This is a genomic window from Streptococcus sp. 23.2 (assembly GCF_016648665.1).
GTDB classification, from domain to species: domain Bacteria; phylum Bacillota; class Bacilli; order Lactobacillales; family Streptococcaceae; genus Streptococcus; species Streptococcus salivarius_E.
The window spans coordinates 77,570-95,667 of record NZ_JACLQJ010000007.1; the positions used below are offsets into that span (position 1 = coordinate 77,570).

17 protein-coding genes are annotated in these 18,098 nt (G+C 41.2%); 12 read left to right on the plus strand and 5 right to left on the minus strand.

The window, feature by feature from the left end; all coding sequences use genetic code 11:
- The first annotated feature begins 23 nt into the window (after nt 1–23).
- From H7T98_RS05355 to H7T98_RS05390, 8 genes are all read left to right on the plus strand, one after another.
- Entirely contained in the window at nt 24–473 is a 450-nt protein-coding gene (locus tag H7T98_RS05355) for an Rrf2 family transcriptional regulator (protein ID WP_201042820.1), read from the plus strand.
- 133 nt (nt 474–606) lie between these two features.
- Nucleotides 607–1,461, plus strand: a complete 855-nt coding sequence (locus tag H7T98_RS05360) for a VOC family protein (RefSeq protein ID WP_175057636.1) — start codon at nt 607–609, stop codon at nt 1,459–1,461.
- A 135-nt stretch (nt 1,462–1,596) separates the two neighbouring features.
- Nucleotides 1,597–2,199, plus strand: coding sequence for a nitroreductase family protein (locus tag H7T98_RS05365; RefSeq protein WP_175057635.1), 603 nt, complete (start codon nt 1,597–1,599; stop codon nt 2,197–2,199).
- Nucleotides 2,200–2,405: 206 nt separating this feature from the next.
- Nucleotides 2,406–3,329 (plus strand): aldo/keto reductase, encoded by a 924-nt coding sequence (locus H7T98_RS05370; RefSeq protein WP_201042814.1) that lies wholly within the window; start codon nt 2,406–2,408, stop codon nt 3,327–3,329.
- Nucleotides 3,330–3,480: 151 nt separating this feature from the next.
- Nucleotides 3,481–4,056, plus strand: coding sequence for a TetR/AcrR family transcriptional regulator (locus H7T98_RS05375; protein WP_037602203.1), 576 nt, complete (start codon nt 3,481–3,483; stop codon nt 4,054–4,056).
- Nucleotides 4,053–4,733, plus strand: coding sequence for an ABC transporter ATP-binding protein (locus H7T98_RS05380; protein ID WP_037597976.1), 681 nt, complete (start codon nt 4,053–4,055; stop codon nt 4,731–4,733). The genes H7T98_RS05375 and H7T98_RS05380 overlap by 4 nt, the downstream gene beginning before the upstream one ends.
- A gap of 3 nt (nt 4,734–4,736) precedes the next feature.
- Entirely contained in the window at nt 4,737–5,882 is a 1,146-nt protein-coding gene (locus H7T98_RS05385) for an FtsX-like permease family protein (RefSeq protein ID WP_201061440.1), read from the plus strand.
- A gap of 294 nt (nt 5,883–6,176) precedes the next feature.
- Nucleotides 6,177–6,437 carry a SemiSWEET family transporter gene (locus tag H7T98_RS05390; RefSeq protein WP_002885327.1) on the plus strand — a complete coding sequence of 87 codons (261 nt, stop codon included), beginning with the start codon at nt 6,177–6,179 and terminating at the stop codon, nt 6,435–6,437.
- A gap of 107 nt (nt 6,438–6,544) precedes the next feature.
- Here H7T98_RS05390 and H7T98_RS05395 read toward each other — a convergent pair whose 3' ends face one another.
- Nucleotides 6,545–7,027: a glutathione peroxidase gene (locus tag H7T98_RS05395; RefSeq protein WP_037602199.1), complete on the minus strand. Its 483-nt coding sequence runs from the start codon at nt 7,025–7,027 to the stop codon at nt 6,545–6,547.
- Between the two features lie 129 nt (nt 7,028–7,156).
- Complete coding sequence (locus H7T98_RS05400) at nt 7,157–10,306, minus strand: KxYKxGKxW signal peptide domain-containing protein (RefSeq protein ID WP_037602197.1); 3,150 nt, start codon at nt 10,304–10,306, stop codon at nt 7,157–7,159.
- 325 nt (nt 10,307–10,631) lie between these two features.
- On the opposite strand from H7T98_RS05400, the gene H7T98_RS05405 reads away from it, so the two are divergent.
- From H7T98_RS05405 to H7T98_RS05415, 3 genes are all read left to right on the plus strand, one after another.
- A complete protein-coding gene (locus tag H7T98_RS05405; protein WP_037602195.1) occupies nt 10,632–12,017 on the plus strand; it encodes an amino acid permease in 1,386 nt (461 codons plus the stop codon).
- A 73-nt stretch (nt 12,018–12,090) separates the two neighbouring features.
- Nucleotides 12,091–12,534, plus strand: a complete 444-nt coding sequence (locus H7T98_RS05410) for an ASCH domain-containing protein (protein WP_037602193.1) — start codon at nt 12,091–12,093, stop codon at nt 12,532–12,534.
- A 119-nt stretch (nt 12,535–12,653) separates the two neighbouring features.
- A complete protein-coding gene (locus H7T98_RS05415; RefSeq protein WP_201061442.1) occupies nt 12,654–15,296 on the plus strand; it encodes a carbohydrate-binding domain-containing protein in 2,643 nt (880 codons plus the stop codon).
- Nucleotides 15,297–15,363: 67 nt separating this feature from the next.
- Here the strand turns inward: H7T98_RS05415 and H7T98_RS05420 are convergent, their stop codons facing one another.
- The 3 genes from H7T98_RS05420 to H7T98_RS05430 form a co-directional block, all read right to left on the minus strand.
- Nucleotides 15,364–15,561, minus strand: coding sequence for a CsbD family protein (locus H7T98_RS05420; protein WP_008534959.1), 198 nt, complete (start codon nt 15,559–15,561; stop codon nt 15,364–15,366).
- Between the two features lie 66 nt (nt 15,562–15,627).
- Entirely contained in the window at nt 15,628–16,260 is a 633-nt protein-coding gene (locus H7T98_RS05425; RefSeq protein WP_201061444.1) for a DUF421 domain-containing protein, read from the minus strand.
- Nucleotides 16,257–16,709, minus strand: coding sequence for a DUF3290 family protein (locus H7T98_RS05430; protein WP_201061446.1), 453 nt, complete (start codon nt 16,707–16,709; stop codon nt 16,257–16,259). The genes H7T98_RS05425 and H7T98_RS05430 overlap by 4 nt, the downstream gene beginning before the upstream one ends.
- A 377-nt stretch (nt 16,710–17,086) precedes the next feature.
- Here H7T98_RS05430 and manA point away from each other — a divergent pair, with 377 nt between their 5' ends.
- Complete coding sequence (gene manA / locus H7T98_RS05435; protein ID WP_021143948.1) at nt 17,087–18,028, plus strand: mannose-6-phosphate isomerase, class I; 942 nt, start codon at nt 17,087–17,089, stop codon at nt 18,026–18,028.
- Nucleotides 18,029–18,098: the final 70 nt, after the last annotated feature.

Sequence of the window (18,098 nt, forward strand, 5' to 3'; positions counted from 1 at the left end):
AAAGATGAATGAGAGGTTCTGATATGCAAATACCAAGTCGCTTTACCATTGCTGTTCATATTTTGACCCTTATAGCACAAAATAAGGGAAATGAAACTAAGCTAACCAGTGATTTAATGGCAGGTAGTGTGGGGGTTAATCCAGTTATTATCCGCAAAACCTTGTCGCAACTGAAGAAAGCAGACTTGATTTCAGTTCAAAGGGGAAGTGGAGGAGCCACATTAACCAAGGCAGCAGAGGAGATTAACCTTTTGCAGGTTTATCGTGCGGTGGATAGCATCGGTGCAAGTGGCAAACTCTTTAGTTTTCATGACAATCCTAATCCAGCGTGTCCCGTAGGACGTAATATCCATGGGATTTTGGATCAGAGCCTAGAAGACGTTCAAATGGCAATGGAAAAAGAACTCGAAAAGAAAACTTTGGCTGGTATTTTAAAGGATGCTAAGGCCAACTGGAAAGAAGCTGGAGCTTGATTTTTAGATTTTAAACTATAAGAAATCGAAAGTTTTTCGGTTTCTTTTTAACTTTGAGTTGTAATAATTGACATTACAATAAAACTAAGTATAATGATGTCATAGGAATGATTACAACACAGGAGAAAATCATATGACATACGACTACAATAGTAAGATTTACCTTGCGGAGACGGTACTCAATGTGAAGGACTTGGCACGTCAGACAGCCTTTTATACACAGGTTATAGGACTTGAAATCCTATCTCAAACTGCAACAGAAATTGTTTTGGGTGCTGGAAACAAGCCACTAGTTCACTTGATTGAAACCAATCGTGAGGAAGCGGTCAAGTCCAGTTATGGTCTCTACCATATGGCAATTTTGTTGCCATCTCGCGAGGATCTGGCAGATGTTTTCAAACATATTGCTGAGCTAGATTATCCATTTGTCGGTGCAGCTGACCACGGTTATAGTGAAGCCCTTTATTTGGAAGACCTTGAAGGCAATGGTATTGAGCTCTATAGAGACAAGCCTGTTGCTGAATGGGATATTCGTGAGGATGGTCGCATTGTTGGTGTAACAGAAGAACTATCAGCTCAAGAAATTTACGAGATGGGACGCAAGGTTGAGCCTTTTGTGATAGCTAAGGATACTCGCATGGGGCATATTCATTTATCGGTCAAAGATAGTCAGCTAGCAACGGCTTTCTATAAGGATGTTTTGGAGCTGGCAGATAAGTATACCATTCCAAGTGCTAGTTGGATTGCTTCAGGTGATTACCATCACCACTTGGCTGTCAATGAATGGGGTGGCAAAAACTTAGCCAAACGTGAAAAAGGGATGATTGGTCTTGCCTACTACGTCCTTGAAGTAGAAGACAAAGAAGATTTGATTACCATAGCAGAACGTGCTAAGAATCGTGGAGCAGAGGTCAAATGGTTATCTTCTAATGCGTTAACATTCGAGGATAGTGATGGTATTTTGACAGGAGTAAGAAAAAATCAATAATTAGTGATTTTTTGAGTCGTAACTGTTGACATTACATTTGAAAGGTCTATAATGGTTATTGTAATCAAAGTTATTACAAATAAAACTTAACAATTTTAACAATTAACATTCATCACAAAGAAAGAGGGAATAACTATGACCTACTTTACAGACTTACAAACAAAACGTCGTTCAATTTATGCTTTGGGAAAAGACCTTGAGCTCTCTAACCAAGAATTGATTGAAACCATTCAAGGAGCTGTTCTTAACACACCGACAGCCTTTAACTCACAAACATCACGTGTGGTGATCTTGCTGGATGAAGAGTCAGATGTTTTCTGGAATGAGATTGCTTACTCTGAGCTTGAAAAAGTAACGCCAGCAGAAGTTTTTGAGGCAACAAAAGAACGTTTGGCAGGTTTTGCTCAAGCTAAGGGAACAATCCTCTTCTACGAAGATCAAGATGTAGTGAAAGGCCTTCAAGAGCAATTCCCACTTTACGCTGAAAACTTCCCAATTTGGTCAGAGCAAGGTCATGGAATCGCCCTTTATGCGACGTGGTTGGCTTTGGCTGAGAAGAATATCGGTATGAACGTACAACACTACAACCCACTTGTTGATGCTCAATTAGCTGAAAAATACGACATTCCAGCTAACTGGAAACTCCGTGCTCAAGCGCCATTTGGTCAAATCGTTGCACCAGCAGGAGATAAAGACATCCAAACAGAAGGTCGTTTCAAAGTTTTTGGCGACAAATAATCACTTTAATTTAGTCAGTCAGCTTGGTAGTAGGCTAGATACTGACTGAACAAAATCATAATGATAAGACAAAAAATTAGCAAGATTGAGAAATCTTGTTATTTTTCGATTTTAAGACCAGTTCGTAGATAAATTGTAAATGAAAGCTAAAATTTGCGATTTGAAATCCTTTTCACTACAATAGAGATACAGAAAAGGAGACAGAGATGAAGTATATTGATTTTGCTGAAAATGAGCGTTTATCAACCATTGTCCTTGGGATGATGCGGATTAGTCAGATGAGTGAAGATGAGGTGGAGGCCTTGGTGGAGGCAGCCTTGTCGATTGGGATCAACACCTTTGATCTGGCAGATATCTATGGTGATGGCCAGTGTGAGGTCTTGCTTGGGAAGGTTCTCAAGCGCCGTCCGGATCTTCGGAATCAGATGTGGATCCAGTCTAAGTGTGGGATTCGCAAAGACGGTTTTACTTATTTTGATTTTTCTAAGGACTATATTTTGGATTCCGTCGATGGGATCCTCAAGCGCCTCCAGATCGAGCGCTTAGATAGTCTCCTCCTTCACCGACCAGACGCCCTCATGGAGCCTGAAGATGTGGCTGAAGCTTTTGATCACTTGGAGCTAACGGGCAAGGTCCGTCATTTTGGGGTGTCCAATCAAAATCCTATGATGATGGAATTGCTCAAAACAGCTGTCAAACAACCACTCAAGGTCAACCAGTTGCAGTTGAGTGCCGCCTTTACACCGAGCTTTGAAGCCGGTTTTCATGTCAATATGGAAGGTCCAAAAGCAGCCGTGCGAGATGGCAGTGTCTTTGAGTATTGTCGCTTAACCGATACGGTGATTCAAGCCTGGTCTGTCCTTCAGCATGGCTATTTCAAAGGGAACTTTGTCGGCAAGGAAGAGTTTGCAGCCCTCAATCAGGTCCTCAATGACTTGGCGAAGAAATACCAAGTCACTCCGACAGCCATCGCCCTTGCTTGGGTCCTTCGTTATCCAGGTAAGATGCAGGCCGTCATCGGAACGACCAACCCCCAGCATGTCCTTGAAGCGGGGAAAGCAGTAACCGTTACCCTAACGCGCAAGGAATGGTACCAAATCTACCTTGCTGCAGGTAATGATTTGCCTTAGAATAGTTGTTAGTAGACCAGACTTCACTTGTATCAGTGGGCTGGTTTTTTTGTTTTATGCTTTACAGATCTTTTTTGACAAGTATTTCTTTATTATGGTACTATTTTAGGAAACAACTGTTGCGCAACAACCGTTGCGTGAAAGGAGTCTTATGCCACCCAAGGTTAAATTTAGTAAAGAGGCTATCATTGGGACAGCTTTACAATTGGTGAGAGAAGAGGGAATGGCTAGTTTAACTGCTCGAGCATTAGCGGAGCAACTGGGAGCCACACCGAGAGTCATTTTTGGGCAATTTGCCAATATGGCTGAGTTACAAGCAGAGGTTATTGGTGCTGCGGAAATGGTCGTGGTGGAGTATGTTCGTAAAGCCTTAGAAGATGAGAAGCCTTTTCGATCCGTCGGGGTTGCTTATATCCTTTTCGCCTCAAAAGAGCCCCAACTCTTTCAATTGCTTTTCCAAAATCCTAGCAAAGATTCGATTCGTCGCTTTCAAGATTTTCTTCCCATGAAGGATCATAGCTACCAATTGGTTCTGGAATCGATTGTCGCAGACTATCCGTTGACGTTAGAGGAGGCTAGTCGCTTGTACCAGCATTTATTTATCTACTCACACGGGATGGCCTCGATGGTTGCTTCTGGTATTTATCTGTTCAGCATGGAAGAAGTGATTGGTTTATTGACAGAAGTTTGTCAATCTCTCATCAAAGAAATGGTAGGAAAGAAATGATTCAACTAGAAAATGTTCACAAAAGTTATGGCCAAACAAAGGTTTTAAAAGGGATTGATTTGCAGATTCAAGACCAGGATGATGTGGTTATCCTAGGCCCTTCTGGATCAGGAAAGTCCACTCTCTTAAACGTATTATCAGGATTAGAAAAGGTAGACGAGGGGCATATCCTCATTCAAGGGCAGGATTTGTCTCAACTCACGGATGCTCAATTGACAGCTTTCAGACGTGAGAAGATTGCCTTTATTTTTCAGCAGTATTATTTATTACCGAATCTCACGGTCAGACAGAATGTTAAGATGGGAGCTGATCTGGCAAGCAATCATGATTTTTTGAAGATCATCGAGGATTTGGGTCTTGGCGATAAGCTGGACAAGTATCCAAGTGAATTGTCTGGTGGAGAACAGCAGAGAGTCTCCATTGCTCGGGCCTTAGCCAAAAAGCCAGAGATTCTTTTCTTAGATGAGCCGACTGGGGCCCTGGATGAAGAAACAGGGCGCAAGATTCTCGACTATATCTGGAAATTAAAGGAAAAGTTGGGCTTTACCTTAATCATGGTGACGCACAACCAAAATATTGCGGATATGGCCAGAACCATCATTCGTGTCAATAGTGGCAAGATTACCCAAGTTGTGACCAATGATCAGCCTCAGACTGCCTATGAGATTGGATGGTAAGCCATGTTTTCAGTAAAAGATATTCGAAAATTAGTTGTCGTCAGTATCATTGGGGCTTGTGCGGTCTTTGTGGCTAATCTTTTCTTGAATTTTTATCTTGATATCGAGCAGTTGGAGATTTCTAAAACCAATCCCATGATTACGACCTACTATGATGCCCAGGTTTCGCTTTCCTGGATGGTGGCCATGGTCAGTGGGGTTGTCTTGTCCTTGACGTCGATCCTTCTCATGTGTTTTTATATCAAACAATTTGTCGATGACCACAAGGAACAATTAGGAATTTTAAAGGCTTTGGGTTATAGCAATGGCCAGTTGGCGAAACGATTTTGGGCTTTTGGACTCAGTTTTGGAGTTGGGGCTCTTCTTGGTTATTTCGCTTCTTTTCTCATGATGGGACATTTTTATGACTTTCGAAATGAAAAGGGAATTCTGCCAGAGATTACCATTCATTTTCACTGGCAGCTCTTGGTCGCTTTGGTGATGCTGCCAACGACCTTCTTTATGGTCCTTGCGATTGGCTATGCTAGAAGACAACTACAAACGCCGGCCCTTCGCTTATTGAAAAAATCTCCAACACCAATCAAGGTCCAAAGGAGAAAGAGGGCTCCCAAGAAAGACAAATCCTTCCTAAAAGAGCTATCCTCGTCACTGATTTGGGGGAGAAAATCTATCTTGTTTTTTGTAGTCTTTGGCTCTATGTGTTTTGCGGCCATGGTTCAATTGTCCTTTGGCTTAAGAGATTACACAGATGACATCATCCAAACCATGATGATTATGATTGGCCTAATTCTTTCTTTCTCGATTCTCTTTTTGTCATTGGGGATTGTCGTCTCAGAAAGTCGCGAAACCTTAGCCTTGATGAAGGCTTTTGGCTACACCAATCGTGAATGCCAAAATCATATTCTCGCTCCCTATCGTTTTTGGGCTTATCTAGGATTTGTTCTTGGGACAGCTTATCAATATGGCATCATGGAAATCTTGATCGGTGTGATCAAAGACACGGTTCCTGAAAAGATTGAGCATAACTTTGATGGGAATGTGTGCTTCTGGACCTTGCTCGGTTTTGCTGTAGTTTATGAAAGCCTCTTTTATCTATCCAACAGAAAACTCCAAAAACAAACCATCAAAGAAGTGCTCTTAGCTGAATGATTTATGACAGTAATCCTTAATATCAGTGCTTTTTGATGAGAAAAAATAGTAGATTCATTGACTTTAGACCTCTTAAAGAGGTCTTTTTCTCTGATGAAAACGCTACATAAGAGACTAAATGCACTATCACAATCTTGTGATAGTTTACATCTTCTTAACATTGTCCCGAAATTCTTGCATTCTCTATTGTTAAAGCGTAAGATAGACACTGTTTTAATTTTGTGCATTAAAACATGTCTTGAAATATTTCTAGGTGTACAAGGCAAATAGAATTTTATGAAAGAGGAGTCTCGAATGTCAGATAAACAAATGAAAACCCTTGGTTGGGTGGCAACCTTCATGTCAGTTATGATGTATGTATCATACGTACCACAAATCATGGACAATTTGTCTGGTCATAAAGGAAACTTTATCCAACCATTGGTAGCTGCAGTCAACTGTAGCCTTTGGGTTTACTATGGTCTCTTTAAAAAAGAACGTGACCTTCCCCTTGCTGCGGCCAATGCACCAGGTATTATCTTTGGTTTAATTACAGCATTGACAGCTTTGTTCTAAAATAAAGCGAAATTTCTTTCTATACTATTTTTCTTAACGCAGAAAACGAGAGCAGAACTAGCGACAGTTAAAGATTGTCGTTCTAGTTTCACTCTCGTTTTTTGTTTTTAGTTACTAAGAAGAGCCTTGATAGCATCTTCCATTTTTAGTGGTTCAGTTTTGGAAGAAAAGCGTTCGACGACTTGACCTTCACGGTTAATCAAAAACTTAGCAAAGTTCCATTCGATTCTAGCCCCAAGAGGTCCAGATTTTTCTTGTTTTAGCCAATCAAAAAGTGGTTCTGCTTCCTTTCCATTGACCTTGATTTTGGCAAACCGAGGGAAGGTAGTATGGTAATTTAGGGTGCAGAAGGTATTGATTTCTTCAGCACTACCAGGTGCCTGCCCCATAAATTGATTACAAGGAAAATCAAGAATCTCGAAACCCTGGTTTTTGTATTTGTCATAAAGTTCTTGCAAGCCCTGATACTGTGGCGTCAAACCACAGCCTGTTGCTGTATTGACGATTAAGACGACCTTGCCCTTATAGTCCTGGAGAGACACAAGCTGGTTGGATTGATTTGAAACTGTAAAATCGTATAAGGTTGTCATAGGAAACCTCCTTTGGTTTAGTTGAGACTATTATAGCAAAAATAAAGACATAAGAATTGTACTTTTACAGTATAGCTTTTAGCATTCCCCACAAAAAAACCAAGACTTTCGTCTCGGTTTCATCTCATCTTATGACACGACATGTCCTTCTTTGTCGAAGGTATAGAGTTTACCGTCGATGAGGACAGAGCGGTTAGTGTATTTTTCTCCTGTTTTAGGGTCCAAATAGTAGGTGTAGTTATCAACTGTGACAAAGCGTCCTTTGACTTGTTTGCCTTCAGCGTCGAAGTAGAGGACCTTGCCATCAACTTCTTGGAAGCCGGTCACTTTTTCACCTTTGTCATTGTAATAGTAGTTGTCACCTTTATCGTAGACAATGCGATTGCGATAAGCAGGCTCACCCTTGCGGTCAGCAACTACACCATTGTCATCAGCATTATAGGCTCTGTCTCCGATGACAAAACGTCCTGTTTCGAGGTTTCCACTAGCTCGGAAGTAGTAGTCTTTGCCATCGATGGTTTGCCAACCAGTAAGAGCAGCTCCATCGTTACCATAGTAGCGTGTTGGGTAGTATGGGAAGCGTGGAGAACCTTCGTAGTTGTATGATTTTGAAAAGGCGTTGCGTGTCATGATACCAGTCAATTGGTCAAATTGGTAAGTCTTACCGTTGATTGTAACCTCTGTGCCTTTGGCTTGACGGCCATCTTCATAGAAATAGTAAGTGACGCCATCAAATGTCTTCAAGCCAGTGACTTTTTGACCATTTTCATAGAGATAACTTGTACCGCTACGATCCGTCTGCAATTGGTCAAAGTGGATGGCTTTTTCTTTTGCCGCATCAATACCCTTGGCATCAAAATTAAAGGTTACGCCACGATAAGTAAGGGCCTTGTTAGTTGTTGCAATGGCAACGTTTGTGGTCACTTTTTGGCCATTTGGTGCTGTGAAGGTCATAGGTGTTGAGTCGAAATGGTAGAGGTGTCCATTAAGAATATCCCATTCGTCAAAAGTTGACCATTGTGATTGGCGGACGTTACTATATTTAGATCCAAGAATCTTACCATCATATTGATAAGGACCTTCTTTGATATTACCGTCGGCATCTGTAACATAGACACCTTCAAGTTCATACGAATTCTCACCAGTACGCTTGAACTCAGGATAGAGACCGTTTGTCAAGAGTTTTCCATCTGGGCTAAAGAGTTGAGAGTTGATAACTCCTGTGTAGAGGTTTCCTTTAGGTGTGTCGTCATCAGAATAGTCGCTACCATAATAACGGTTGCCATCAACTTCAAACCAGCCTGTCTTGAAGGCACCATCATTGCCAGCGTAGTAGATGTTTTCAGAGAAGTCACCGTAACGCCCAGTAGATTTATCATGGTAGAAGGCATTACGTAGGACAGCACCGGTGTCTTTGTTGGCGAAGTAGTGGTTATCACCTAGGTTGAAAATCTTTCCTCGGACTTGTTGGCCCTTATCGTTGAAGTAGAAGAGGTCCTTGTTAATAGTTTGGAAACCAGTGACCTTTTTACCATTGGCATCGTAGTAGTACCATTCTTGATCAGTACCTTTAACAAATTGATTTCGATTTGTGGTTTGGTCAGCTTTAGTAGTCGCCACACCATTGCTATCAAAGTTATAGACCGTACCGTTTAAGGTAAGTGAGCGATGTACCCACTTGTCACCTGTATTTGGGTCGAAGTAGTAGGTTTTGCCACCAACAGTAACCAGTTGTCCCTTGGCTTGTACACCATATTCGTGGAAATAAAGGTTCTGTCCGTTAATGGTTTGGAAACCAGACACGGCTTTACCATCAGCTCCGAAGTAGTACCAAGAGTTGTCTCTATTGATAAATTGGTTAGTTACTGGATTTCCATTATCTTTATCGAAATAGTAGATATCGTTACCGTAGTAAAGGAAGTCCCCTTTGACTTGTTGACCATTGTCATTGAAGTAGTGAAGGCTACCGTCAACCGTTTGAAAACCGTGAAGCGCCTTACCATCTTTACCAAAGTAATACCAATTACCCTTGTCGTCAGAAACATAGCGATTGGTTACCATAATACCAGTCTTAGGATCAAAGTAATACTGTTGTCCGTTCAGGTTTTGAACGCTTGTCTTGTAGTGAGCTTGGCTACGGTCTAGGAATTCGGTTTGGAAACCAAATGGGTCTGAGAAGCCTTTAGTTGCCTTGAAGTCATTGATGTAATACCAGTTTCCAGCTTTATCCGAAACAAAGACAAAATTAGGTTGATTACCAGTAGCATCAAAGTAGTAAAGATTTCCATTTTCAGTGATGAAGTCATCTTTGACCATCTTGCCATCTTTGTCGAAGTAGTAAAAGCCAAAGTATTTATGGTTGACGTTGTTAAGAGCTTGGAGACCTGTTACGCGACGTCCATTGTCTTTATCGAAATAGTAGCTATCACCATTAATAGTGACGATTTCGTTTTTAGCTTGTCGACCATCTTCGTGGAAGTAGAGGTTAAAGCCATCGATGTTCTGAGCACCAGTGACGGGTTTGCCATCTTTGCCGAGGTAATACCAGTTTTGGTTGTTGTCTTCAATAAACTGGTTGCGTTTGTTCGTTTCAGGCAGAACTGCTGTCAAACGACCTTGGGCATCAGCTTTGTAGGCTTGACCATCAATGTTGATAGAGGTATTGGTTACCTTACGTCCATTGGCTTTGTCATAGTAGTAAGATTGTCCATTTTCTGTGATAATCTCACCCTTGGCTTGCTTGCCATCCTCGTGAAAATAAAGGTCGAAATGGTCAACGTTTTGGGCACCTGTCAGATTTTTCCCATCTTTGAGATAGTACCAGTTGCCCTCAGCATCGCTCTTGAATTGACCGCCAGAAACGACAGTAGTTTCAACAGACTCCGGTGCTTGACTGTTTACTTCGGTGACTGTGCTAGCTGTTTCTGAAGTTGAGGTAGCGGTTCTCGTTTCGCCACTAGACAAATTGTAAGTGCTACTTGCTTGGTCTTCCTTAAGGACTGGCTGCTTATCAGTTGTGACAGTAGCAGTTGTATCAGTTGCCTTATTGGTTGCGCCTTGATTAGCTTTTGTCGTAGCTACAGTTGTTTCTGTGACAACAAGCTCAGGATCCTGACTGACGCTTTCAGGCGTGCTAGCTGAGGTAACTTGATTGGCAGCTTGCTCGTCGGCAGAGACACCAACTCCAATCAATGAGGCACCAAGTGCCAAACCAGACACGGCAATGGTAACCCATTGTTTTTTCACTTTATGAAGTTTAAAATGAACTTTATTTTCCATAAAAGTTCCCCTTTTCCTTTTTAATGACCCCATTCTAACATCTTTTATTAGAAGAATCAAACGCATTCATAAGATTTTCATGTTTTTTCTAAAAATTGAAAATTCTTTCCAGATAAGGATTTGAGAAACGAAATAGAATGATATAGGACCACTTTAGCAAGCTCCTTTTAATCGAGATGTATGTAAAATTAAAAAGCAACCACTGGGAGTCCCCATTTTTGGCATAGCATTCAACAATAAAAGTATAAAAATACAGAAATGGGCCCTTTTAGGCCAAGAAATATGGTATAATAGTCCGGTATTTCGCAAAAAATGGAGTATAAAAATGAGTATTTTTCGTAAAAAGGACGTCGGTCTCGCTCAGACTGAGATGAAACGACATCTGACCCTTAGGGATGTAGTCCTTCTGGGAATCGGTGCCATGGTTGGGACAGGAATCTTTACGATTACTGGTACCGCGGCATCGACTCTAGCTGGTCCTGCCCTGATTATTTCGGTCTTGATTTCAGCCGTGTGTGTTGGGATGTCAGCTATTTTCTTTGCCGAGTTTGCCTCACGTTACCCATCGGCTGGTGGTGTTTATGGTTATCTCTATGCTGTCTGGGGGGAGTATCCTGCTTGGATGGGTGGCTGGTTGACCATGATTGTCTTTATGAATGCTGTATCCAGTGTGGCCTCTGGTTGGGGTGCCTACCTCAAGGGGCTACTGGCTAGTTTTGGTCTTAAGTTGCCTCAAGCCATCAGTGGACCTTTCAATCCCAGTCAAGGCACTTACATTGACCTCTTGCCAGTCTTGGTCTTGGTCTTGGTGACGGCTCTTCTTCTCATGAATTCTAAACAGGCTTTACGTTTGAACTCCCTCTTGGTAGTGCTCAAGTTTTCAGCCTTGGCGGTCTTTATCTTAGTGGGCCTCTTCCATTTGAATCCTAGCAACTGGGCAGATTTTGCACCATTTGGGTTTGGTCAGATTTATGGAGGAAAAACTGGGATTATGGCTGGTGCCTCTCTCATGTTCTTTGGATTCCTTGGTTTCGAGTCTATCTCTATGACCGTAGACGAGATTAAAGAGCCGCAAAAGAACGTTCCTCGAGGTATCGTTCTTGCCTTGATTATTGTGGCTTCACTTTATGCAGTGGTTTCTCTCGTCTTGACAGGAGTGGTTCACTATACCAAGTTGAATGTCGACGATGCCGTGGCTTATGCCCTTCGCTATATCGGTATTTCTTGGGCAGCCAACTACGTCTCTGTCGTTGCTATTATGACCTTGATTACGGTATGTATTTCAATGGCCTATGCCCTTAGCCGTATGGTTTATAGCCTGGCGCGTGATGGTTTCCTTCCCCAAACCTTCCAAAAGGTTTCAAAGACTAATAAGGTTCCACATCATGCGACGCTTTTGACAGGCGTTTTGTCGGCTATCTCAGCAGGTATCTTCTCTTTGGCCAATATGGCGTCCTTGGTTAACATTGCGACCTTGGCTTACTTGGTCCTCTTGGCTATTGCCCTCATTATTCTTCGTAAGGACAAGGGTTTGCCACAGAAGGATGAGTTTAAGGTTCCATTTGTTCCTGTCTTGCCCATTATTTCAATTATCGTCTGCCTCTCCTTTATGAGTCAGTACAGTTGGCAGACATGGTTAGCCTTTGGTTTGGCAGTGCTAATTGGGTCAGCTATCTATGCCTTTTACGGTTACAAACATTCTAAGTATTAAGATGAAAACGTTAGGTCTGATGATCTAGCGTTTTTTGATATAATGGAAGGAAAGTAAAAGCAGGAGTAGATTGATGAAATCAGACCAGATGTGGCAAGCCTATAAGATTTTAAATCAGACAATCGGAGATAAGATTGATGCCTGGGCCTTTGGCGTGGAAGCAGATTATTTGGCAGAACTCGTATTGATGGGGCAAAAGACAGCAACCAGTTCAGCTTTTGACTTGTATGCAGTGGGGAATGAACCATTGCCCAAGGAAAATGAACTAAGCGTCATTCTTGATAGTAAGGAGAATGCTATTTGTATTATTGAAACGACGAAAGTTGAGGTCATCCCATTTAAAGAGGTTTCTGAAGACCATGCCTACAAGGAAGGTGAAGGAGACTGTGGGCTAACCTATTGGCAAGAGCTTCATGAGAATCTCTTTAGCAATTGGTTGCATGAGGTTGGATTACATTTTAGTCAGGACAGTCTAGTTGTGTTGGAAGAATTTAGAGTGGTTTATCCTATAGATTAAAAGTTCCCAATATCTTGGGGACTTTTTACTTTAAGGAAAGATTAACCTTTCTTTAAGTCTTGTCTTAGGTTTCTTGTGTTTAATAAAGGCATCTCAAAAGTAAGAAAGAGGTCTAAGATATGACATACAAACATAGCAAACAAACACAAGAACGTTACGCCATTAAAAAATCATCAAAATGGAAAACTGCAGGCTCAGTCCTAGTAGCGAGCTTAATTTTTGGTAGCTCGGTCGTCTTAAATGAAAATAAGGCTTCAGCCGATGAGACTAACACCGAATCAACACTCTCAACGGTTACGACGGGTGAAACCACTGCCGATTTGATTGAAGAAAGTGTTCAGACAGAAGATTCGTCAAATAGTACTGAAACAAGTACAGACACTGATACAAGTACTACAACTACGACTTCCGACACGGCTTCGTCAGCAACAAGTACAACATCCGACACAACAGATACATCGACAAGTAGTGAAACATCTAATCAGTCAAGCACATCTTCAACTTCAGAAGCCAGTTCTTCTGAAACTGCTGCAACAACAACTAATGAAACTTCAGAAACGGCAACAACTACTACAGATGAAAACAGTAGCACTAATACAAGCACAAGCTCCACTGAAGCGACCGCTTCAGAGACAGCTTCAGTTCTAACCAATAATTCTGCAGATACAACTTCAGAAACCACAACGGATTCTAGCAGCACTGATTCAGAAAGTACAACGACTACGATTACCTTTAATGGGACAACGGTGGTAACGAGTGATAGTAGCACAGTGACGGTTGATGGTACTACCGTTACCATTAATCAATCAGGTTCATATACACTAACAGGTAATGGCTCAAGTTATACTATTATTGTGGCTGGTAGCGTGACGGATCCAGTTACAATTTACTTGGATGGAGTGACCTTAACAGATTCCTCAATCACTTCTAATTCCTCAGCAGAATTGACAGTGAATGTCCTTTCAGACAGTTCTATTTCTTCGACGTCTGCTAATGCGATTGAAGCAGCGGGAGACTTGACCATTACCAGTGGTACTGGAAGCACCCTTACCCTTTCAAGTACTGAAAAGCACGCCATCAAGGCTGATAGTGTGACTGTTGATTCAGTAACGCTTGATTTGACGTCAGAGGCTAAAGATGGTATCAATGCGACGACAGCTGTAACTATTAAAAATGCCACAGTCAACATCACAGCAACTGATGACGGTATTCAGGTCGAAGACGAAACAGATGTGAACAGTGGTGATTTGACGATTACCGACTCAACGGTAACCATTAATGCGACTGATAAAGGTATCACGGTTACAGATGAATTGACTGTCGAAGGCAATTCTAAAGTAACAGTTGTAGCAGGTGACGAAGGCCTTGAAGGGCGTTATATCAATTTGACAGGTGGAACCGTTGATATCACTGCTGGTGATGATGGTATTAACGCCACTGAGTGGACGACCAAGGACAGCGCTGATACTTCAAGCTTAACCAATTCGACTTCTGACTTGGAAAATGAAGTGGGCATCAATATTGACGGTGCAACGGTAACTATCTTGGCAGATGGTGATGGTATCGACAGTAACGGCAATGTGACAGTGAAAAGTGGTTCTCTCTACGTCGCTCAGACAAGTGCAGATAATGCTGCTATCGACTACGATGGAACAGGTATTATTTCTGGCGGTACCGTTTGGGCCATAGGTAACCAAGGAATGGCTCAGGCCTTTACAACGGGTTCAAGCCAGTCTTATATCATGGCCAACATCTCTGGTAGTGCTGGAGATACCATCACAGTTACAGATAGTTCTGGAAATGTTGTAGCGACCACAACAGCAACAACTTCATTTGGAAATGTGGTCTTTAGTACTGAGAGCCTAACTTCGGGTGAAACTTATACCATCACGACCTCAAGTGGTTCAAGTGCCACTGCAACAGCTACTGAAGAAGGCACAAACAATGGTCCTGGTGCTGGTGGCATGGGCGGCTTCCCAGGCGGTGGCTTTGGCAATAGCTCAATGTCTGATAACTTCGGAGGCTACGGTGGACCGACTAGCTATGGCGGAAGCTCTACCAATACTGGTACCATTAATACACTGTGGGGCCAACCTGCTTCGACAAGTTCTGAGAATACAACTAGCACAAGTAGTACAAGTTCAACAAGCCAGACGGCTAATACTGGACGTCCAACCCCACCAAACTTTGCTAGTCAAACAAGTAGCTCAAACTCTATAAATATGAGCCCTACGACAAGTAACAGTGGTAATCAACCAGCTACCAATGATCCAGCAATGACAGCGACAAACACAGCTTTATCAAATCAAAATACGCCAACATCAAATTCTTCAAGCTCTGAAGGAGCGTCTCTTAAATCAAATACCTCTCTTGCTAACCAGCCTACAAAAGAGCAACCGACACAAACAATGACCAATGCGACAAACAGTGCCCAACAACAAGCTCATGAGACTGCTGAGAAGTTGAATAAGATTTTCACTCAAAATCAAAGTTCCCAAGCGGAATCAAAAGGTCAGCTAAGAGAAGTTTCCAACCAAAAGGAAGCTACAAAAACAAATGTTCAGACTGATTTTGCTCAAAAACAAAATAGTCAGACAAGTTCTAAGGCTAATCAGTCATCTAAAAGTTCACAAAGCAATCAAACAAGTAAATCAAGTCTACCAAATACTGGTGATGTGAGCAGCTTGGGACTAGGTGCATTAGGGGCTGTACTTATGACAACATCATTTGCATTTAAGGGCAGCAAGCACTCTCGTAAGTAATTCTAGTTAAGAACATAAAGAAAAACAGAAGCCCTCTTCAAAAAAGGAAAAGAGCTTCTGTTTATTATTATTTTTTAGAAAAAGCATTTTTAAGGCCTTCAACAGCTCCTTCAACGCCTTCTTTAACATCTTCGATACCGTCTTTTGCTTTTGCTACCACTTTTTCAACAGCACCTTCGACTTCAGTCTTTTTGTCGCCAGTCAGTTTACCAGCACCCTCTTTAAGAGCGCCTTTAGCTTGATTCAATTTATCTTCGATTCCCATAGTAGAACCTCCTTTTTATGATGAGACCATTGTAGACAATATTAAACGGTAATGCAAGTATTTTGTTTAATAAGTGACAACATTAATCTTTCCTTTATCGTATTCAGCAATAAAGATATCCGAAACGTTTTCATATCCTAATTTTTGAAGCTCTTCATTTAACCAATCTTCCGTTTTACCAATAGTATCAAGAATTTCTGTTTGAATGACCCCATCAGTAATGATTGGATATTTTGGATTTTCATCGCCAGAACGGACCACAATCAATTGGCCGTTCTGTTCAATAACTGCACGTTTAACCTCTTTGAGTTGAAAAATTCCTTGAGAACGTAATTTTAAAGCGACATCAGAAGCTGAAAGTCCTATAGAGCGACAAGCTTCAGGATCTAGTTGACCCTGTTTGATGATGAGAGTTGGTTTACCGTCAATCAAATGTTTGATGAAGCGAATATTGGTGATGAGCCATTTAAGAAGTAAGATCAAAATAGTCCAAATAATCAGGATAACAAAGTACTGAAGGATGGAAACGGTACTATTATAAATTGTACCACCGATGATTCCACCAAGAACAAAGTTCTGTACTTGGTCAGCAGCTGAGCTAGGTGCTAGGTTTCCTTTACCTGTTAAATTGATAACAAAGACGAGTGAAATAAGCCCCAAAGCTAGTTTAATTGCAACAGCAAGATAAAAAGATGTCATTTTTTAACCTCCACGAGTTCAACATCAGACTTGTAAAGTTTTATTTGTTCTAGCAAGTAGCTGTCAGGTTCTGAACCTGAGATGGCACGATAGTATTTGTTTCCAACTTTGAGGATAGCATCATCTGTAGTAGTAGAAGTATTGACATAAACTTTACTCTTATCAACGTCGAGATTTTTAGACACAATCTCGATAAAGTGAAGAGATGCTCTAAATTGGTCATTGTTTGATTGATTGCTTTGGAAATTACTGATAGCAATTAGAACCACGGCAACTAAGGTTAAAATAGAAATAATAGAGAGTTCACGAAACTTAGTATCATGGCGTTCTTTGAAGGCCTTAAAAGCAAATACGCCGGTCACTAAAATAAGTCCTGCAGTAATGGCACCCATAACCCAGTTTTGTTGGCTAATCTGACTTAGCACATAGTCGTAGGAATAGAATTTCATTGAGAGATTTCCTTTCATAATATCTCTAGTATTATTATTATAGGTTAAAAAGTCTTTAAATTCAATCAGTCTATCCGAAAAATGAAGGAATGAGTAGGATTCTTAAAGGAAATTTGCTATTGAAATGACTTGCAGCCATTAAGCCAAAATCTTGTGATTTCTTTAAGGACTTTGTTGATATTTTCACAAATTATGCTTATAATTGAGGTAATCAACAATCAGAACTTGCCTAAATTTTTCGAGAATCAGAAGTCTGGTAACTTAAAGAGATTGGTTATTTTATGTAAGACTTCACTGTTAATCTTTAAGAGAGTCAACACCTTTTCTTGAATTCCCAAAAATGTTAAGGCCTCTCGTTCCTAGAAAAAGGAGTAATTATGTCTGAACCATTATTTTTACAATCTGTTATGCAAGAAAAAATCTGGGGCGGTACGCATTTGCGTGATGTCTTTGGCTACGACATTCCAAGCGACCATGTCGGAGAGTACTGGGCTATTTCTGCTCACCCAAATGGTGTTTCTACTATTAAGAATGGTCGTTATGCCGGTCAAACTTTAGATGTTCTTTATGCAGAGCACCGTGAGTTGTTTGGCAATCGTCAAGAACCTGTCTTCCCACTTTTGACTAAGATTTTGGATGCTAATGATTGGCTTAGTGTGCAGGTTCATCCAGATGATGCTTATGGACTTGAACATGAAGGTGAACTTGGTAAAACAGAGTGTTGGTATATCATTGCTGCTGAACCAGGTGCTGAAATTATTTATGGCCACAATGCCAAATCAAAAGAAGAACTGCGTCAGCAAATTGAAAGTAAGGATTGGGAAAATCTTATGACTAAGGTTCCAGTTAAAGCAGGTGATTTCTTCTATGTGCCAAGTGGTACCATGCATGCTATTGGTGCAGGTATCATGGTTCTTGAAACGCAACAATCTAGTGATACGACCTACCGTGTTTATGATTTTGATCGTAAAGATGATCAAGGTAACCTGCGTGAACTCCATCTTGAAAAATCTATCGATGTGCTTAGTATCGGTGAACCTGCCAACAGTCGTCCAGTCACAACAAAAGTAGATGACCTCAAATCAACGCTCTTAGTAGCAAGTGATTTCTTCGCCGTTTATAAATGGGAAATCTCAGGTAAGGCTGATTTTGAAAAGACTGCTGATTACAGTTTGTTTAGTGTACTTGACGGTCAAGGAAGCCTCTTAGTCGATGATCAAGAATACCCAATTGCAAAAGGCAGCCACTTTATTCTTCCTAGCGATGTTGAAGCATGGCAAATTGAGGGAGAGCTTGAATTGATTGTCAGTCACCCATAATCAAAATATCAAACTAGACGAGATGAGAATCTTGTCTAGTTTTTTCGTACAAGGATACAGAAAATTTGCA

Excerpts from the sequence above, each read along its gene's own strand:
- H7T98_RS05355 (WP_201042820.1), top strand. The coding sequence starts at position 24 with ATGCAAATACCAAGTCGCTTTACCATTGCTGTTCATATTTTGACCCTT.
- H7T98_RS05360 (WP_175057636.1), top strand. The coding sequence starts at position 607 with ATGACATACGACTACAATAGTAAGATTTACCTTGCGGAGACGGTACTC.
- H7T98_RS05365 (WP_175057635.1), top strand. The coding sequence starts at position 1,597 with ATGACCTACTTTACAGACTTACAAACAAAACGTCGTTCAATTTATGCT.
- H7T98_RS05370 (WP_201042814.1), top strand. The coding sequence starts at position 2,406 with ATGAAGTATATTGATTTTGCTGAAAATGAGCGTTTATCAACCATTGTC.
- H7T98_RS05375 (WP_037602203.1), top strand. The coding sequence starts at position 3,481 with ATGCCACCCAAGGTTAAATTTAGTAAAGAGGCTATCATTGGGACAGCT.
- H7T98_RS05380 (WP_037597976.1), top strand. The coding sequence starts at position 4,053 with ATGATTCAACTAGAAAATGTTCACAAAAGTTATGGCCAAACAAAGGTT.
- H7T98_RS05385 (WP_201061440.1), top strand. The coding sequence starts at position 4,737 with ATGTTTTCAGTAAAAGATATTCGAAAATTAGTTGTCGTCAGTATCATT.
- H7T98_RS05390 (WP_002885327.1), top strand. The coding sequence starts at position 6,177 with ATGTCAGATAAACAAATGAAAACCCTTGGTTGGGTGGCAACCTTCATG.
- H7T98_RS05395 (WP_037602199.1), bottom strand. The coding sequence starts at position 7,027 with ATGACAACCTTATACGATTTTACAGTTTCAAATCAATCCAACCAGCTT.
- H7T98_RS05400 (WP_037602197.1), bottom strand. The coding sequence starts at position 10,306 with ATGGAAAATAAAGTTCATTTTAAACTTCATAAAGTGAAAAAACAATGG.
- H7T98_RS05405 (WP_037602195.1), top strand. The coding sequence starts at position 10,632 with ATGAGTATTTTTCGTAAAAAGGACGTCGGTCTCGCTCAGACTGAGATG.
- H7T98_RS05410 (WP_037602193.1), top strand. The coding sequence starts at position 12,091 with ATGAAATCAGACCAGATGTGGCAAGCCTATAAGATTTTAAATCAGACA.
- H7T98_RS05415 (WP_201061442.1), top strand. The coding sequence starts at position 12,654 with ATGACATACAAACATAGCAAACAAACACAAGAACGTTACGCCATTAAA.
- H7T98_RS05420 (WP_008534959.1), bottom strand. The coding sequence starts at position 15,561 with ATGGGAATCGAAGATAAATTGAATCAAGCTAAAGGCGCTCTTAAAGAG.
- H7T98_RS05425 (WP_201061444.1), bottom strand. The coding sequence starts at position 16,260 with ATGACATCTTTTTATCTTGCTGTTGCAATTAAACTAGCTTTGGGGCTT.
- H7T98_RS05430 (WP_201061446.1), bottom strand. The coding sequence starts at position 16,709 with ATGAAATTCTATTCCTACGACTATGTGCTAAGTCAGATTAGCCAACAA.
- manA (WP_021143948.1), top strand. The coding sequence starts at position 17,087 with ATGTCTGAACCATTATTTTTACAATCTGTTATGCAAGAAAAAATCTGG.